Origin of the sequence: Klebsiella sp. C360 (genome assembly GCF_048822415.1) — a bacterium.
Lineage (GTDB): Bacteria > Pseudomonadota > Gammaproteobacteria > Enterobacterales > Enterobacteriaceae > Klebsiella > Klebsiella quasipneumoniae.
Genome location: NZ_JBMEZZ010000003.1, coordinates 1 through 15,993 on the forward strand (window position 1 = coordinate 1; position 15,993 = coordinate 15,993).

General features: G+C 59.4%; 15 protein-coding genes. 12 read left to right on the plus strand and 3 right to left on the minus strand.

Going from position 1 to position 15,993, the window contains the following annotated elements; all coding sequences use genetic code 11:
* Positions 1-225: hypothetical protein (locus ACOI7D_RS08895; RefSeq protein WP_420664538.1), on the plus strand; the 225-nt coding region annotated here is incomplete at its 5' end.
* 182 nt (positions 226-407) lie between these two features.
* Here the strand turns inward: ACOI7D_RS08895 and ACOI7D_RS08900 are convergent.
* Positions 408-530, minus strand: coding sequence for a hypothetical protein (locus ACOI7D_RS08900; protein ID WP_226453181.1), 123 nt, complete (start codon positions 528-530; stop codon positions 408-410).
* A gap of 197 nt (positions 531-727) precedes the next feature.
* On the opposite strand from ACOI7D_RS08900, the gene tdcA reads away from it, so the two are divergent.
* From tdcA to pflB, 5 genes are all read left to right on the plus strand, one after another.
* Complete coding sequence (gene tdcA / locus ACOI7D_RS08905; protein WP_109547177.1) at positions 728-1,666, plus strand: transcriptional regulator TdcA; 939 nt, start codon at positions 728-730, stop codon at positions 1,664-1,666.
* Positions 1,667-1,759: 93 nt separating this feature from the next.
* Positions 1,760-2,749, plus strand: a complete 990-nt coding sequence (gene tdcB, locus ACOI7D_RS08910; protein ID WP_044523922.1) for a bifunctional threonine ammonia-lyase/L-serine ammonia-lyase TdcB — start codon at positions 1,760-1,762, stop codon at positions 2,747-2,749.
* A gap of 25 nt (positions 2,750-2,774) precedes the next feature.
* On the plus strand, positions 2,775-4,106 hold the full coding sequence (gene tdcC, locus ACOI7D_RS08915; protein WP_032453337.1) for a threonine/serine transporter TdcC: 1,332 nt from the start codon (positions 2,775-2,777) through the stop codon (positions 4,104-4,106).
* 27 nt (positions 4,107-4,133) lie between these two features.
* A complete protein-coding gene (gene tdcD / locus ACOI7D_RS08920) occupies positions 4,134-5,342 on the plus strand; it encodes a propionate kinase (protein ID WP_109547179.1) in 1,209 nt (402 codons plus the stop codon).
* A gap of 29 nt (positions 5,343-5,371) precedes the next feature.
* Positions 5,372-7,666 carry a formate C-acetyltransferase gene (gene pflB / locus ACOI7D_RS08925; protein ID WP_109547180.1) on the plus strand — a complete coding sequence of 765 codons (2,295 nt, stop codon included), beginning with the start codon at positions 5,372-5,374 and terminating at the stop codon, positions 7,664-7,666.
* 51 nt (positions 7,667-7,717) lie between these two features.
* Here pflB and ACOI7D_RS08930 read toward each other — a convergent pair whose 3' ends face one another.
* On the minus strand, positions 7,718-7,864 hold the full coding sequence (locus tag ACOI7D_RS08930) for a hypothetical protein (protein WP_004225356.1): 147 nt from the start codon (positions 7,862-7,864) through the stop codon (positions 7,718-7,720).
* A 289-nt stretch (positions 7,865-8,153) separates the two neighbouring features.
* Here ACOI7D_RS08930 and ACOI7D_RS08935 point away from each other — a divergent pair, with 289 nt between their 5' ends.
* The 5 genes from ACOI7D_RS08935 to ACOI7D_RS08955 all read left to right on the plus strand — a co-directional run bounded on the left by ACOI7D_RS08935 (position 8,154) and on the right by ACOI7D_RS08955 (position 13,120).
* Positions 8,154-9,212, plus strand: coding sequence for a branched-chain amino acid ABC transporter substrate-binding protein (locus ACOI7D_RS08935; protein ID WP_281166477.1), 1,059 nt, complete (start codon positions 8,154-8,156; stop codon positions 9,210-9,212).
* 109 nt (positions 9,213-9,321) lie between these two features.
* A complete protein-coding gene (locus ACOI7D_RS08940) occupies positions 9,322-10,236 on the plus strand; it encodes an ABC transporter permease subunit (RefSeq protein WP_023290184.1) in 915 nt (304 codons plus the stop codon).
* A 9-nt stretch (positions 10,237-10,245) separates the two neighbouring features.
* Positions 10,246-11,532 (plus strand): high-affinity branched-chain amino acid ABC transporter permease LivM, encoded by a 1,287-nt coding sequence (gene livM / locus ACOI7D_RS08945; RefSeq protein WP_109547181.1) that lies wholly within the window; start codon positions 10,246-10,248, stop codon positions 11,530-11,532.
* A complete protein-coding gene (locus tag ACOI7D_RS08950) occupies positions 11,529-12,404 on the plus strand; it encodes an ABC transporter ATP-binding protein (protein ID WP_109547182.1) in 876 nt (291 codons plus the stop codon). Before livM ends, ACOI7D_RS08950 begins: the two co-directional genes overlap by 4 nt.
* Positions 12,401-13,120 (plus strand): ABC transporter ATP-binding protein, encoded by a 720-nt coding sequence (locus tag ACOI7D_RS08955; RefSeq protein WP_023290181.1) that lies wholly within the window; start codon positions 12,401-12,403, stop codon positions 13,118-13,120. The genes ACOI7D_RS08950 and ACOI7D_RS08955 overlap by 4 nt, the downstream gene beginning before the upstream one ends.
* 5 nt (positions 13,121-13,125) lie before the next feature.
* On the opposite strand, the gene ACOI7D_RS08960 is transcribed toward ACOI7D_RS08955, so the two are convergent.
* On the minus strand, positions 13,126-14,019 hold the full coding sequence (locus tag ACOI7D_RS08960) for a LysR substrate-binding domain-containing protein (protein WP_023290180.1): 894 nt from the start codon (positions 14,017-14,019) through the stop codon (positions 13,126-13,128).
* Positions 14,020-14,302: 283 nt separating this feature from the next.
* Here ACOI7D_RS08960 and pckA point away from each other — a divergent pair, with 283 nt between their 5' ends.
* The gene (gene pckA / locus ACOI7D_RS08965; RefSeq protein ID WP_023290179.1) at positions 14,303-15,946 is read left to right on the plus strand and encodes a phosphoenolpyruvate carboxykinase (ATP); all 1,644 of its coding nucleotides are present in this window, start codon (positions 14,303-14,305) and stop codon (positions 15,944-15,946) included.
* Positions 15,947-15,993 lie beyond the last annotated feature (47 nt).

Genomic DNA, 15,993 nt, shown 5'->3' on the forward strand with positions numbered 1-15,993 from the left:
CCTGACCCGGAAAAAGTGGCGCCGGGATCCTGGCTCAAACTACAGAGCGCCTGCGGGGAGGGCAAATACGTTATTTGCATTTGCATAGTGAAAAGCTGGTTAATCAGTTGCGGTGGAAGAGAGGCCGGGAGGTTGTTTTATGGATTTGTGATCGGCAACACAAATGACTGCCTGCCAGGCGCTGCAAAAGATAAATTGCCAGGGTTGATTTTAATCAAAGTATGACCGCCTGCGATATGGCGGAAAAAGTCGCCCCCTCCGCCGCATAAGAAAAACAAGATTGTGAATTTAATGTTTCTTTGATGTAAATAATGCCTGCGCCTTTTTCCCGCCCGCCGCCGATAAAATGTGATGCCAAACCGACTTGCCGTTAATTAATGGCGTTGATTACGTCCGCTTTTTATTCTTTACAGCATTAATTTAATTTTCGCCTTTTTTATCGCCCTGACGGCGCGGGTCGAATAGCGTACAAAAGGCGTATTTTTTATCGCCATTTTACCGTCGATGTTATCGCCATCAATTATTTTTATCCCCGCATTCGGTTACGGCAATAAACGCGCAAACGACGTTCGCTATGATATTAATGCTTTGATTTTAAATGGATTATTCTGGGTGGCGAATCCTGCTAATCGGCCACGGCGGAGCCTTTGTGAGAGCTCTCACATAACCCGCTAATCGCGATTTGTTACACTTTCCGCCGTCAACAAAGGAATGAAAGCGAGACGTGATGAATACTTTTTCTCTGCCTAAAACTCAGCATCTGGTGGTTTTCCAGGAAGTGATCCGTAGCGGGTCTATCGGGGCCGGAGCAAAAGCGTTAGGACTCACACAGCCGGCGGTCAGTAAAATCATTGGCGACATGGAAAGCTATTTTGGCAGCGAATTAATCGTCCGGCGAAATACCGGCGTCTCGCTCACCGAGGCCGGGCAGGTATTTCTGAACTGGTCAGAGGCGATCACCCGTGAAATGAAAAATATGGTCAATGAAATGAATGCGTTGACCAACAGCACGGTGGTGGATGTCTCCTTTGGTTTTCCTTCGCTGGTGGGGTTTACCTTTATGTCGGAGATGGTGCATCAGTTCAAAATGACCTTCCCCAAGGCGCGGGTATCGATGTATGAGGCGCAGCTCTCTGCCTTCTTGCCGGCGATCCGCGACGGGCGCCTCGACTTCGCCATCGGGACGCTGAGCGATGAGATGAAGCTGCAGGACCTGCACGTCGAGCCGCTGTTTGAGTCTGAGTTTGTGCTGGTGGCGAACCGGGCGCGGATCGGCAACGGCACCGTCCGCCTGGCCTCGCTCCAGCACGAGCAGTGGGTGCTGCCGGAGACCAATATGGGCTACTACAGCGAACTGCTGACCACCCTGCAGCGCAGCGGCATCCGCCGTGAAAATATCGTCAATACCGATTCGGTGGTGACGATCTATAACCTGGTGCTCAATGCCGATTTTTTGACGGTCATTCCCTGCGACATGACCACGCCGTTCGGCTCGAGCCAGTTTGTCACCATCCCCATTAAAGAGGCCTTGCCGGTGGCGCGCTATGCGGCGGTGTGGTCGAAAAATTATCGGCTGAAAACCGCGGCGGCGTCGCTGGTGGAGATGGCGAAACAGTATTCATCGGGGCAGGGCAACCGCCACTGGCAGCCAATAGAAATTGGCTGACTGATATTGATTAAATAATCCAACAACCATCCTCGCTGTTGTCAGCAGGATGACGCCCGGTCATTGACTTTATATTAAGATACAGAGGCCATAATGCATATTACCTACGATCTTCCGGTATCCATTGACGATATTCTCGAAGCGAAGCAACGCCTGACAGGAAAAATATATAAAACGGGTATGCCGCGGTCGAATTATTTTAGCGAACGCTGCAAGGGTGAAATATTTCTTAAATTCGAAAATATGCAGCGCACGGGCTCATTTAAAATTCGCGGCGCCTTTAATAAGCTCTGCGGCTTAACCGCAGCGGAAAAACGCAAAGGGGTGGTGGCCTGCTCAGCGGGCAACCACGCCCAGGGCGTCTCGCTCTCCTGCGCCATGCTCGGCATTGACGGGAAAGTGGTGATGCCGAAAGGGGCGCCGAAATCGAAAGTCGCCGCCACCTGCGATTATTCGGCGGAGGTGGTGCTGCATGGCGATAATTTTAACGATACCCTCGCCAAAGCCAGCGATATTGTTGAACTTGAAGGCCGTATCTTTATTCCCCCCTATGACGATCCCCAGGTTATTGCCGGGCAGGGCACCATCGGTCTCGAAATATTAGAAGATCTGTATGACGTGGATAATGTCATTGTGCCGATTGGCGGCGGGGGCTTAATTGCCGGCATCGCGATTGCGATTAAATCCATTAACCCGACGATCCGCATTATCGGCGTGCAGTCGGAGAATGTTCACGGCATGGCCGCCTCCTGGTACGCCGGAGAGATCACCAGCCATCGCCACGCCGGCACCTTAGCCGATGGCTGCGATGTCGCCCGCCCGGGAAAACTGACCTATGAAATCGCCCGCCAGCTGGTGGATGACATCGTCCTCGTCAGCGAGGACGACATTCGCCAGAGCATGGTCGCCTTAATTCAGCGCAATAAAGTGATCACCGAAGGGGCCGGAGCGTTGGCCTGCGCCGCGTTATTAAGCGGCAAATTAGACAGCTATATCCAGAACCGCAAAACGGTCAGCCTGATTTCCGGCGGCAATATCGATCTCTCGCGGGTATCGCAAATTACCGGTTTTGTTGACGCTTAATTCAATACATAAGTGAGGACAGGATATGAGTACGACTGAGAGCATTGCATCCAGCCAGACAAGCCTTTCGTCCTGGCGTAAATCCGACACCACCTGGACCCTGGGCCTGTTTGGCACCGCCATCGGCGCCGGGGTGCTGTTTTTCCCCATCCGCGCCGGCTTCGGCGGGCTGATCCCGATCCTGGTGATGCTGGTGCTGGCCTATCCCATCGCCTTCTATTGCCACCGGGCGCTGGCGCGGCTGTGCCTGTCGGGGGCTAACCCCTCCGGCAATATCACCGAAACGGTGGAAGAGCATTTTGGCAAAACCGGCGGGGTGGTGATCACCTTTCTGTACTTCTTCGCCATCTGCCCGCTGCTGTGGATTTATGGCGTGACGATCACCAATACCTTCATGACCTTCTGGGAGAACCAGCTGCAGATGCCGGCCCTCAACCGCGGAGTGGTGGCGCTGCTCCTGCTGCTGCTGATGGCGTTTGTCATCTGGTTTGGCAAAGACCTGATGGTCAAGGTGATGAGCTATCTGGTGTGGCCGTTTATCGCCAGCCTGGTGGTGATCTCCCTGTCTCTGATCCCTTACTGGAATAGCGCGGTGATTGATCAGGTGAACCTCAGCGATATCGCCTTAACCGGTCACGACGGCATTCTGGTGACAGTGTGGCTGGGCATCTCCATTATGGTGTTCTCCTTTAACTTCTCGCCGATCGTCTCCTCGTTTGTGGTCTCCAAACGCGAAGAGTATGAAGCGCAGTTTGGCCGGGAGTATACCGAACACAAATGCTCGCAGATCATCTCCCGGGCCAGTATGCTGATGGTGGCGGTGGTGATGTTCTTCGCCTTCAGCTGCCTGTTTACCCTCTCGCCGCAGAACATGGCGGACGCCAAGGCGCAGAATATCCCGGTGCTCTCCTATCTGGCGAACCACTTTGCCTCGATGTCGGGCGCCAAATCCACCTTTGCCACCCTGCTGGAGTATGGCGCGTCGATCATCGCCCTGGTGGCCATCTTCAAATCGTTCTTCGGCCACTATCTCGGCACCCTCGAAGGGCTGAACGGTTTGATCCTGCGCTTCGGCTATAAAGGGGATAAAACCCGGGTCTCCAGCGGCAAGCTCAATACCCTGAGCATGGTGTTCATTATGGGCTCGACCTGGGTGGTGGCCTATGCCAACCCCAATATCCTCGACCTGATTGAGGCCATGGGCGCGCCGATTATCGCCTCGCTGCTGTGCCTGCTGCCGATGTACGCCATTCGTAAAGCGCCTTCGCTGGCCAAATACCGTGGCCGTCTCGATAACCTCTTTGTGACCGCCATTGGTCTGCTGACCATCCTCAATATCGTTTACAAACTGTTCTAATCCGGCTCAGGCCACGCGGAGTACAACATGACTGAATTTCCGGTAGTGCTGGTGATCAACTGCGGCTCGTCGTCGATCAAATTTTCCGTACTGGACGCCGCCAGCTGCGACTGCCTGCTCAACGGCGTAGCCGAGGGCATCAACGCGGACCAGGCGTCTCTCTCGCTCAACGGCGGCGAGCCGGTGGCGCTGGCGCCGCGCGGCTACGAAGGCGCCCTGCAGGCGATTGCCGGGGCATTAGCCCAACGCGATCTTATCGACAGCGTGGCCCTGATTGGCCACCGCGTCGCCCACGGCGGCGACCTCTTCACCGAGTCGGTCATTATCAGCGAGGAGGTTATCGACAATATTCGCCAGGTATCGTCCCTGGCCCCGCTGCATAACTACGCCAGCCTTAGCGGCATCGCCTCGGCGCAGCGGCTGTTCCCGGGGGTCATGCAGGTGGCGGTCTTTGATACCAGCTTTCACCAGACCCTGGCCCCGGAAGCCTTTCTCTATGGCCTGCCGTGGGAGTATTACCAGAACCTCGGGGTGCGCCGCTATGGCTTCCACGGAACATCCCACCGCTATGTCTCCCGGCGCGCCCTGGCGCTGCTCGGGTTGCCGGAGCAGGAGAGCGGCCTGGTGATCGCCCACCTGGGCAATGGCGCCTCGATCTGCGCGGTGCGCAACGGCCGCAGCGTGGACACCTCGATGGGTATGACGCCCCTGGAGGGGCTGATGATGGGCACCCGCAGCGGCGATGTCGACTTCGGCGCCATGGCGTGGATTGCCGCGGAAACCCGGCAGACCTTCAGCGACCTGGAGCGGGTGGCCAACACCGCCTCCGGCCTGCTGGGGATCTCCGGCCTTTCCTCCGACCTGCGGGTACTGGAGCAGGCCTGGCATGAGGGCCATGCCCGCGCCCGCCTGGCGATCAAAACCTTCGTCCATCGCATCGCCCGCCATATCGCCGGCCACGCCGCCGCGCTGCAGCGTCTCGACAGCATTATTTTCACCGGCGGGATTGGTGAAAACTCGGTGCTGATCCGTCGGCTGGTGAGCGAGCGGCTGGCGGTCTTTGGCCTTGAGATGGACGCTGCCCGCAACCAGCAGCCTAATTCGGCCGGCGAGCGCCTGATCTCCGCCGACGGCAGCCGGGTGCGCTGCGCGGTTATCCCCACCAATGAAGAGCGCATGATTGCCCTCGATGCGATCCGCTTAGGCCGGATCCACACCGCGGCGGCGCTGGCCTGATTTTTTTATTCTGTAGAGAGACGATGTTCATGAAAGTAGATATCGACACCCACGACGCACGATACGCCGACGCCTGGCAGGGCTTTCGCGGTACGGCGTGGCAAACGCAGATTAACGTTCGCGACTTTATTCAGCATAACTACACCCCTTACGAGGGCGATGAGTCCTTCCTCGCCGACGCGACGCCGGCCACCACCGCCCTCTGGGAGCAGGTGATGGCCGGGATCCGCGTCGAGAACGCCACCCATGCGCCGGTGGATTTCGACACCAATGTCGCCACCAGCATCACCGCCCACGCGGCGGGCTATATCAACCAGCCGCTGGAAAAGATCGTCGGCCTGCAAACGGACCGGCCGCTGAAGCGCGCCCTGCATCCCTTTGGCGGCATCAATATGATCAAAAGCGCCTTCGAGGCCTATGGCCGCGAAATGGACCCCGATTTTGAGTATCAGTTTACGGCGCTGCGCAAGACCCACAATCAGGGCGTATTTGACGTCTATTCCCCGGATATGCTGCGCTGCCGTAAGTCCGGGGTGCTGACCGGGCTACCGGACGGCTACGGTCGCGGACGGATCATCGGCGATTACCGCCGCGTGGCGCTGTACGGCATTCGCTATCTGGTCCGCGAACGTGAGCTGCAGTTTGCCGACCTGCAGCCGGCCCTTGAACGCGGCGAGGCGCTGGAGTCCACCCTGCGCCTGCGCGAAGAGCTGGCCGAACAGCGGCGCGCGCTGCAGCAGATGCAGGAGATGGCGGCCCGTTACGGCTGCGATATCTCCCACCCGGCGCGTAACGCCCGGGAGGCGGTGCAGTGGCTCTACTTCGCCTACCTGGCGGCGGTGAAGTCGCAGAACGGCGGCGCCATGTCGCTGGGACGGACGGCCACCTTCCTTGACATCTATATTGAACGCGATCTGCGCGCCGGTTTACTCAATGAGGAGCAGGCCCAGGAGCTGATTGACCACTTCATCATGAAGATCCGCATGGTGCGTTTCCTGCGTACCCCGGAATTTGACTCGCTGTTCTCCGGGGATCCCATCTGGGCGACGGAAGTCCTGGGCGGTATGGGGCTGGATGGCCGCACCCTGGTCAGTAAAACCACCTTCCGTTACCTGCATACCCTGCACACCATGGGTCCGGCGCCGGAGCCGAACCTGACCGTGCTCTGGTCGCAGGCGCTGCCGGTGGCGTTTAAAAAATACGCCGCCCGGGTCTCTATCGCCACCTCGTCGCTGCAGTATGAGAACGACGATCTGATGCGCAGCGATTTTCACAGTGACGACTACGCCATCGCCTGCTGCGTCAGCCCGATGGTGATCGGCAAGCAGATGCAGTTCTTCGGCGCCCGCGCCAATCTCGCCAAAACGCTGCTCTACGCGATTAACGGCGGGGTGGATGAGAAACTGAAGATCCAGGTGGGGCCGAAAACCGCGCCGCTGCGCGATGAGGTGCTGGACTACGACAGCGTGATGGCCAGCCTCGACCACTTTATGGACTGGCTGGCGGTGCAGTACATCAGCGCGCTGAACATCATCCACTGCATGCATGATAAGTACAGTTACGAAGCGGCGCTGATGGCCCTGCATGACCGCGACGTCTACCGCACGATGGCCTGCGGCATCGCCGGCCTGTCGGTGGCGGCGGATTCGCTGTCGGCGATAAAGTACGCCCGGGTGAAGCCGGTGCGTGACCATCACGGGCTGGCGGTGGACTTTGTCATTGAGGGGGATTATCCGCAATATGGCAACAACGACGATCGCGTCGATGCCATCGCCTGCGACCTGGTGGAGCGCTTTATGCGCAAAATTCAGGCGCTGCCCACCTGGCGCCAGGCGGTGCCGACCCAGTCGATCCTGACCATTACCTCCAACGTGGTGTACGGGCAGAAAACCGGCAACACGCCGGACGGACGTCGGGCGGGGACGCCGTTCGCCCCGGGGGCCAATCCGATGCATGGCCGCGACCGCAAAGGGGCGGTGGCGTCGCTGACCTCGGTGGCGAAACTGCCGTTTACCTACGCCAAAGATGGCATCTCGTACACCTTCTCCATCGTGCCGGCGGCCCTCGGCAAAGCGCCGTCGGCGCAGGAAAACAACCTGGTAGGGCTGCTGGACGGCTACTTCCATCACGAGGAGACGGTGGAGGGGGGACAGCACCTCAACGTCAATGTACTGAACCGGGAAAAGCTGCTCGATGCGATAGAACATCCGGAGCAGTATCCGAATCTGACGATCCGCGTCTCCGGCTATGCGGTCCGCTTTAACGCGCTAACCCGCGAGCAGCAGCAGGATGTGATCTCGCGAACGTTCACCAGCCAGCTCTGAACGGCCGCCGGGCCACAGGGGAGCCCTTAACGGGCTCTCCTGTTATCATCTTCACATTACCGCAACAAAATAATCACCACTGTTGATCATATTCGCATTTTTGCACCACGCTGGCGCGCAGCGACCGCTAACTGCATCTATGTTTAGCTCACGGGCCGGTACGGATACCGCGTTGTCCGGCTCGCCACGTGATGGCAACCGATCTCCTGACCTGAAAGGGAATGCGCCCTTGCCGGATGCGGCACGAGGTGTCGTCGCGTGCGCACCGACCGGGGCGTCCGCTCTCCGGCGCGGTCTCTCTACCTGGCGGGATTTTTGCTTCTTCCACCCTGGCCGTCCTGGCGCTGCGCCTGCGTCGGTACCACACGGTAAGTGATATTTTCTGCGTCATTCCATGACGCCAGGCTCTAAATCGCTGAGGAATATCCGAATGTCTTTGAAACTGAAAACAATGACGCTTCATGTTGTGATAGCAGGTTGTATGAGCATGGCCTTTTACGCCCAGGCTGACGTGAAGATCGGCGTCGCCGGGCCCTTCACCGGCCCCAACGCTACCTACGGCGCCCAGTACTGGAAGGGGGCCTCGCAGGCGGTGGCTGATATCAATGCCGCCGGCGGCATCAAAGGCGAAAAGATTGTGCTGGTGCAGGGGGATGACGCGTGCGAACCGAAACAGGCGGTAGCGGTGGCCAACCGGCTGGTGGACGAAGCGAAAGTCTCCGCCGTGGTGGGGCACTTTTGCTCTTCCTCAACGATGCCGGCCTCCGAGGTGTATGACGAAGCCGGGATTCTGACCATTACCCCCGGCTCCACCAATCCGCAGATCACCGAGCGCGGCATGAAGGATCTCTTCCGCATGTGCGGCCGCGACGATCAGCAGGGGGCGATTGCCGCCAACTATATGCTGGACGTGCTGAAGGCGAAGAAAATTGCCGTCATCCACGATAAAGACACCTATGGCCAGGGGCTGGCCGATGCCACCCGCGCGGCGCTGGCGAAGCGGGGCACCAAAGAAGTGTTGTACGAAGGCCTCTCCCGCGGTGAAAAAGACTTTAACGCCCTGGTGACCAAGATCGGCGCCCTCAAGCCGGACGTGGTCTATTTTGGCGGCTGCCACCCTGAGGCGGGCCCGCTGGTGCGCCAGATGCGCGAGCAGGGAGTGCAGGCGAAATTCTTCTCCGGCGACTGTATTGTCACCGAGGAGCTGGTGACGGCCGCCGGCGGGCCGCAGTTCACCAACGGCGTGCTGATGACCTTTGGTCAGGACCCGCGCACCCTCCCGGAAGGCAAAGCGGTGATCGAGAAGTTCCGCGCCGGCGGCTTTGAGCTGGAAGGCTATACCCTCTACGCCTATGCCTCTATTCAGGCTATCGCCGCCGCCTGGAACGCCGTCGGCACCGATAACGCCAAAGCCAGCGACTGGCTGAAGAGCCACGACGTCGAGACGGTGATGGGCAAAAAAGGCTGGGATGGCAAAGGCGACCTCAAGGTGTCGGACTATGTGGTCTATCAGTGGGACGACAAGGGCAAATATCACCAGCTCTGATCGGCTACCACCCAGTAACTATCCGTTGTTTTGATTGGCTAATCGTCTCACGACGGCGGTCGACCGGGTACCGATCCCGGCGGCCGTCGGCCTGGCGGCTGGAGGGGCTATGACGGCGTTTTTTCTGCAACAACTGATCAATGGGCTGACGCTAGGCGCGGTGTACGGCTTAATCGCCATCGGCTACACCATGGTGTATGGGATCATCGGCATGATCAACTTCGCCCACGGCGAGGTGTATATGGTCTCCGCCTACCTGTGCGCCATCGGCCTGGCGCTGCTCTCCTTCTTCGGAATCCATTCGTTTCCGCTGCTGATTTTCGCCACCCTGGTATTCACCATTGTGGTCACCGGCGTGTACGGTTGGGCGATCGAGCGCATCGCCTACCGGCCGCTGCGCAACTCGACGCGCCTGGCGCCGCTGATCTCGGCTATTGGAATGTCGCTGATCCTGCAGAACTATGTTCAGCTGAGCCAGGGGCCAAACCAGCAGGGGATCCCGACGCTGCTCAGCGGCGCGCTGCGTATGACGGTGGGCGATGGGGTAGTGCAGATCACCTGGACCAAGGTGTTTATTCTCGTCGCCGCGCTGGTGGGGATGCTGATCCTGACCTGGATTATCCAGTACACCCGGCTGGGGCGCATCTGCCGCGCCACCCAGCAGGACCGGCGCATGGCGGCGATCCTCGGCATCAATACCGACCGGGTGATCTCCCTGGTGTTTGTTATCGGCGCGGCGATGGCCGGCCTGGCCGGGGTGCTGGTGACCATGAACTACGGCACCTTCGACTTCTACATCGGATTTATTATCGGCATCAAAGCCTTCACCGCCGCGGTATTGGGCGGGATTGGCTCGCTGCCTGGCGCGATGCTGGGCGGACTGCTGCTCGGGGTGGCCGAGGCGCAGTTCGCCGGAATGGTGAATTCGGATTACAAAGACGTTTTTTCCTTTGCGCTGCTGGTGGCGATCCTGATTTTTCGCCCGCAGGGGCTGCTGGGTCGACCGCTGGTGGCCAAGGTCTGAGGGGGCTCTATGGGTGAACTGACGCGCCAGCCTGCGCGGGATATCAAAAGCGCGCTGATCGACAGCGTGCTGGCCGGTCTTTGCGCGTTAATTGTCTTTGGCCCGATCGTCGGCGTGGTGCTCAAAGGCTATGGCTTTACCCTCGCGCCCGCGCGGGTGGCGATCCTGGTGGCGGTGGTGATGGCCGGCAGACTGGCGCTCAGCCTGCTGCTGCAGAGCCGGCGGGGCAAGGCCTTGGTTGCCCGCTTTGAGGGGGCGGATGACGGGGTGTACGTTCGGCCCCCGGGCTACCGCTCGCGGCTGCGCTGGATAATGCCGCTGCTGGTGGGCCTGGCTATCGCCTTTCCGTTTCTCGCCAGCAAATACCTGCTGACCGTGGCGATCCTCGGGCTGATCTACGTCCTGCTCGGTTTGGGGCTGAATATCGTGGTGGGTCTCGCGGGGCTGCTCGATCTGGGCTATGTGGCGTTCTATGCTATCGGCGCCTACGGCCTGGCGCTGGGCTACCAGTACCTGGGCCTCGGCTTCTGGGCGATGCTGCCGCTGGGAGCGGTGATGGCGGCCCTCGCCGGGGCGTTGCTGGGCTTTCCGGTGCTGCGCATGCACGGCGACTATCTGGCCATCGTCACCCTCGGCTTTGGCGAAATCATTCGCCTGGTGCTTAACAACTGGGTGAGCTTCACCGGCGGCCCCAACGGCGTCCCGGTGCCGTCCCCGACGCTGTTTGGCCTCGAATTTACCCGCCGGGCAAAGGATGGCGGTATCCCTATCCATGAGTTCTTCCACGTCAGTTACAACCCCAACCTGAAATTCATCTTCCTCTACGCCGTGCTGTGCATGGTGGTGACACTGGTGCTGCTGGTGAAGCATCGCCTGACGCGGATGCCCATCGGCCGCGCCTGGGAGGCGCTGCGCGAGGATGAGATCGCCTGTCGGGCGATGGGGCTCAACCATGTGCTGGTCAAGCTCTCGGCGTTCATGCTCGGCGCGTCGACCGCCGGCATCGCCGGAGTGTTCTTCGCCAGCTATCAGGGATTTGTTAATCCGACGTCGTTCACCTTTTTTGAGTCGGCGCTGATCCTGGCGATTGTGGTGCTGGGGGGAATGGGCTCCACTCTTGGGGTGGTGCTGGCGGCGTTTGTCCTGACGGTCACCCCGGAGCTGCTGCGCGGGTTTGACGAATATCGCGTGCTGCTGTTTGGCGTGCTGATGGTGCTGATGATGATCTGGCGGCCGCGCGGCCTGGTGCGCACCAGCCGCAGCGGGGTCGCGTTGCGAAAAGGAGTCGCGCCATGAGCGACAGCATCTTACGCGTTGAGCATCTGATGATGCATTTCGGCGGCATCAAAGCGCTGAATGACGTCAATCTGGAGGTGGAGCGGGGGTCGATCACCGCCCTGATCGGCCCCAACGGCGCGGGCAAAACCACGGTATTTAACTGCCTGACCGGCTTTTACCGGGCGACGGGGGGGAGTATCGTGCTACGGGCGCGGGAAAAGGTCACCGATGTCATTCAGGTGCTGGGGCAAAAGCTTCACCCGGACGATTTCCTCCACCCGGCGCAGCTGGGGCGGCGGATCTATTACAAGATGTTCGGCGGCACCCATCTGGTGAACCGCGCCGGTCTGGCCCGCACCTTCCAGAATATTCGCCTGTTCCGCGAGATGTCGGTGATTGAGAACCTGCTGGTGGCCCAGCATACCCAGGTCAATCGCCATCTGCTGGCCGGGATCCTCAACACCCGCGGCTATCGGCAGGCGGAAAGTCAGGCGCTGGAGCGCGCGTTTTACTGGCTGGAGGTGGTGGAGATGGTGGACTGCGCCAACCGTCTGGCGGGAACGCTTTCCTACGGACAGCAGCGGCGGCTGGAGATCGCCCGCGCCATGTGCACCCGTCCGGAGATGATCTGTCTGGACGAGCCGGCGGCCGGACTCAACCCGGTCGAAACCCAGGCGCTGAGCCGGATCATCCGCTTTCTGCGCCAGCAGCACGGCATCACGGTGCTATTGATCGAACATGATATGGGGATGGTGATGGAGATTTCGGATCATATCATCGTCCTCGATCACGGGGACGTCATCGCCCGCGGCGCGCCGCAGGCGATTCAGGCCAACGCCAGCGTGATTGCCGCCTATCTTGGCGCTGAGGAAGAGGAGACGCGCCGATGAGCCAGCCACTGCTTGCCTTTGATGAGGTGGATGTCTTCTACGGGCCGATCCAGGCCCTGAAGCAGGTCTCCCTGACCGTCAACGAGGGGGAGACGGTGGCGCTGATCGGCGCCAACGGCGCGGGTAAATCGACGCTGCTGATGTCGGTCTTCGGGCAGCCGCGTATTGCCGGCGGGGAGATTTTCTATCGCGGGGAGGCGATCAGCCGGAAATCGACCCACTTTATCGCCAGCAACGGCATCGCCCAGGCCCCGGAAGGGCGGCGCATCTTTCCCGATATGACCGTCGAGGAGAATCTGCTGATGGGGACTATTGCCATTGGCAACCGCTATCAGGCCGAGGACAAGGCCCGGATGTACCAGCTGTTCCCCCGGCTGGAAGAGCGGCGGGGACAGCGGGCGATGACCCTCTCCGGCGGCGAACAGCAGATGCTGGCCATCGCCAGGGCGCTGATGAGCCGGCCGCGCCTGCTGCTGCTGGATGAGCCGAGCCTGGGACTGGCGCCGCTGGTGGTGAAGCAGATATTTCAGATCCTGCGCGAGCTGACGGCCCAGGGGATGACGCTGTTTCTGGTGGAGCAGAACGCCCGCCATGCCCTCAACCTGTCGGACCGCGCCTACGTGATGGTGAACGGCCAGATCCGCCTGAGCGGTAGCGGCCAGGCGCTGCTCAACGACCCGGAGGTGCGTAAGGCGTATCTGGGGATCAGCGGCTGAGAGGGTTAATCCCGCGGTTGGTTACGGGTTTTAATGTGCTGCCAGAAACGTTCGGCGGCCTGGTTAAGCCGCGAGCCGGAGCGGTAGAGCCAGGCGCCGATCGGCAGCGACAGGCTCTCATCGAGGATCGTCAGTCGGCCTTCGTCCAGCTCGCGCTGAATGGAGTACTGCGGCAGCCAGCCCACGCCGTCGCCATTGAGGATCATGCGCTTGAGCAGCTCGCTCATGGAAGAGACAAAGGTGAGGGAGAAGGTGATCTCTGGCGTGCGGTCGATGACCTGGTTCACCTGGCGCCCCATATAGCTATCGTTGGCGTATTTCATCAGCGGCAGCACGCCGCGATGTAAATGAAACAGCGGCCGGCCATGTTCGTCGCAGGGGGAGACCAGGTGCAGGTAAGAATCAAAAATTTTATGATTAATAAACGGATAGTTCATTAATTCTTCATTATAGAAGGAGAGGATAAAATCGCTTTTACCCTCTTTCAGGTTAAATACGGCGTCGTTGACGTTAATCGATTCAACATGAAAAGTCTTATTTTTACGGTCGGTGTAACCGGCGATAATTTCCGGCAGCAATAACACCGACAGCGACGGGGCGGCGTCGATTCTTATTTTTTGCGTGGTGTTATTTAAACCTTTAATTCGGCTGATCTGAAAATCCATGTCGTCGAGCATATTTCGCGCATAGCCGACAAAAATTTTCCCGCGGTTGGTCAACTGCAGGGGGTTGGCGCTGCGGTCGAAGATGCTGAATCCGAGGGAAGCCTCCAGCGACTGGATGCGTCGGCTGAACGAGGACTGCGAGATATTGCGGGCTTTGGCCGCCAGGGTAAAGCTGCGTGACTCCTCGAGAGCAATCACATCATACAGCCATTTAACTTCCAGATTTGCCAACACCGATCCAGTCCTCAAAAACGCAATAAAGGCTATGCAATTTTAGCATAGCGCATAGAAACTATGCAATTAACATAATTATCGACAGGTGTTAACATTTTTTGGAAAGTTGAGATTTATGAATGCGTATCGGCGACCCTACATGAGCACGATATGAAATCGCGACTCACGGTTATTTATTGCTTTATTTCATTGCCCAGGATTTATCTTATTAAATAGCTAGCGACGATGACGAAAGCAATGAATAACCCAGGCCTCTTACCTTAAATAGTTTGTCAGGAGTTCCATGTCACAACAAATTGAATCAGTAAAAATGGCTCTGCAGGAGCTGGGGATTAATGCAAGCGGCGAATTGTTTTACAACCCTGATTACGATTTGCTTATTGCACATGAAACCGCTCCTGAGCTGACCGGCGCGGCCCGCGGCGTAATGACCGACTCTGGCGCTGTGGCAGTGGATACCGGCATCTTCACCGGCCGCTCGCCGCGCGATAAATATATCGTCAGAGACGAGCAGACGCGCGACACCGTATGGTGGGCTGACTCCGGCCTCGGCCGCAATGATAATAAGCCGTTATCGCCAGAAGTGTGGCGCAGCCTGAAAAGCCTGGTCGCAGGCCAGCTGAGCGGCAAAAAACTGTACATCATCGACGCCTGGTGCGGCGCCAGCCCGGACACCCGCCTTGGCGTGCGCTTCGTCACCGAGGTGGCGTGGCAGGCCCACTTTGTCAAAAACATGTTTATCGTGCCGAGCGCCGACGAGCTGGCCAGCTTTACCCCGGACTTCGTGGTGCTCAACGGCGCCGGCTGCACCAATGCCAACTGGCAGGCGCAGGGCATGAACTCCGAGAACTTCGTCGCCTTTAACCTGAGCGAGCGTATTCAGCTCATCGGCGGCACCTGGTACGGCGGCGAAATGAAAAAAGGGCTGTTTTCGGTCATGAACTACCTGCTGCCGCAGAAAGGCATCGCGTCGATGCACTGCTCGGCCAACCGCGGCGAAGCAGGGGACGTCGCGCTGTTCTTCGGCCTCTCCGGTACCGGCAAAACCACGCTGTCCACCGATCCGCATCGTCAACTGATTGGCGATGACGAGCACGGCTGGGACGATGATGGGGTGTTTAACTTCGAAGGCGGCTGCTACGCCAAGACCATCAATCTCGACCCGCAGGCGGAGCCGGAGATTTATGGCGCCATCCGCCGCAATGCGCTGCTGGAAAACGTGGTGGTGCGCGCCGACGGCAGCGTGGATTACGCCGACGGCAGCAAAACCGAGAACACCCGCGTCTCCTATCCGCTGTCGCATATCGACAATATCGTCAAGCCGGTGTCCCGGGCGGGCCATCCGTCGAAGGTGATTTTCCTTGCCGCAGACGCGTTTGGCGTCCTGCCGCCGGTCTCCCGTCTGACCACCGAGCAGATGCAGTACCATTTCCTGTCGGGCTTCACCTCGAAGCTGGCGGGCACCGAGCGCGGCATTACCCAGCCGACGCCGACCTTCTCCGCCTGCTACGGCGCGGCGTTCCTGCTGCTTCACCCGACCCAGTACGCCAGCGTACTGGCGGCGAAGATGGCGGAATCCGGTGCGGAAGCCTGGCTGGTCAACACCGGCTGGAACGGCGAGGGCAAACGCCTGTCGCTGCGCGATACCCGCAGCATCATCAGCGCGATCCTCAATGGCACCACCGGCCCGCTGCGCGATGAAGCGATCCCAGTGTTCAATCTTGCGATCCCGCAGAGCATTCCGGGTGTCGACAGCGCAGTGCTGGATCCGCGTAATGGCTGGAGCTCAGCGGATAAGTGGCAGGAGAAGGCGGAGAGTCTGGCTCAGCTGTTTATGGATAACTTTAAGCAGTACAGCGATACCGAAGCGGGCGCGCGTCTGGCGCTGGCCGGTCCGCAGCTGCAGAATAGCGCGGTCGAAGCCTGATCCGCGGCCAGCAGGTCGACGCCTGGCGCCGACCTGCTGGCGAGCCG

Excerpts from the sequence above, each read along its gene's own strand:
- tdcA (WP_109547177.1), top strand. The coding sequence starts at position 728 with ATGAATACTTTTTCTCTGCCTAAAACTCAGCATCTGGTGGTTTTCCAG.
- tdcC (WP_032453337.1), top strand. The coding sequence starts at position 2,775 with ATGAGTACGACTGAGAGCATTGCATCCAGCCAGACAAGCCTTTCGTCC.
- ACOI7D_RS08950 (WP_109547182.1), top strand. The coding sequence starts at position 11,529 with ATGAGCGACAGCATCTTACGCGTTGAGCATCTGATGATGCATTTCGGC.
- livM (WP_109547181.1), top strand. The coding sequence starts at position 10,246 with ATGGGTGAACTGACGCGCCAGCCTGCGCGGGATATCAAAAGCGCGCTG.
- tdcB (WP_044523922.1), top strand. The coding sequence starts at position 1,760 with ATGCATATTACCTACGATCTTCCGGTATCCATTGACGATATTCTCGAA.
- ACOI7D_RS08935 (WP_281166477.1), top strand. The coding sequence starts at position 8,154 with ATGGCCTTTTACGCCCAGGCTGACGTGAAGATCGGCGTCGCCGGGCCC.
- pckA (WP_023290179.1), top strand. The coding sequence starts at position 14,303 with ATGTCACAACAAATTGAATCAGTAAAAATGGCTCTGCAGGAGCTGGGG.
- pflB (WP_109547180.1), top strand. The coding sequence starts at position 5,372 with ATGAAAGTAGATATCGACACCCACGACGCACGATACGCCGACGCCTGG.
- tdcD (WP_109547179.1), top strand. The coding sequence starts at position 4,134 with ATGACTGAATTTCCGGTAGTGCTGGTGATCAACTGCGGCTCGTCGTCG.
- ACOI7D_RS08955 (WP_023290181.1), top strand. The coding sequence starts at position 12,401 with ATGAGCCAGCCACTGCTTGCCTTTGATGAGGTGGATGTCTTCTACGGG.
- ACOI7D_RS08940 (WP_023290184.1), top strand. The coding sequence starts at position 9,322 with ATGACGGCGTTTTTTCTGCAACAACTGATCAATGGGCTGACGCTAGGC.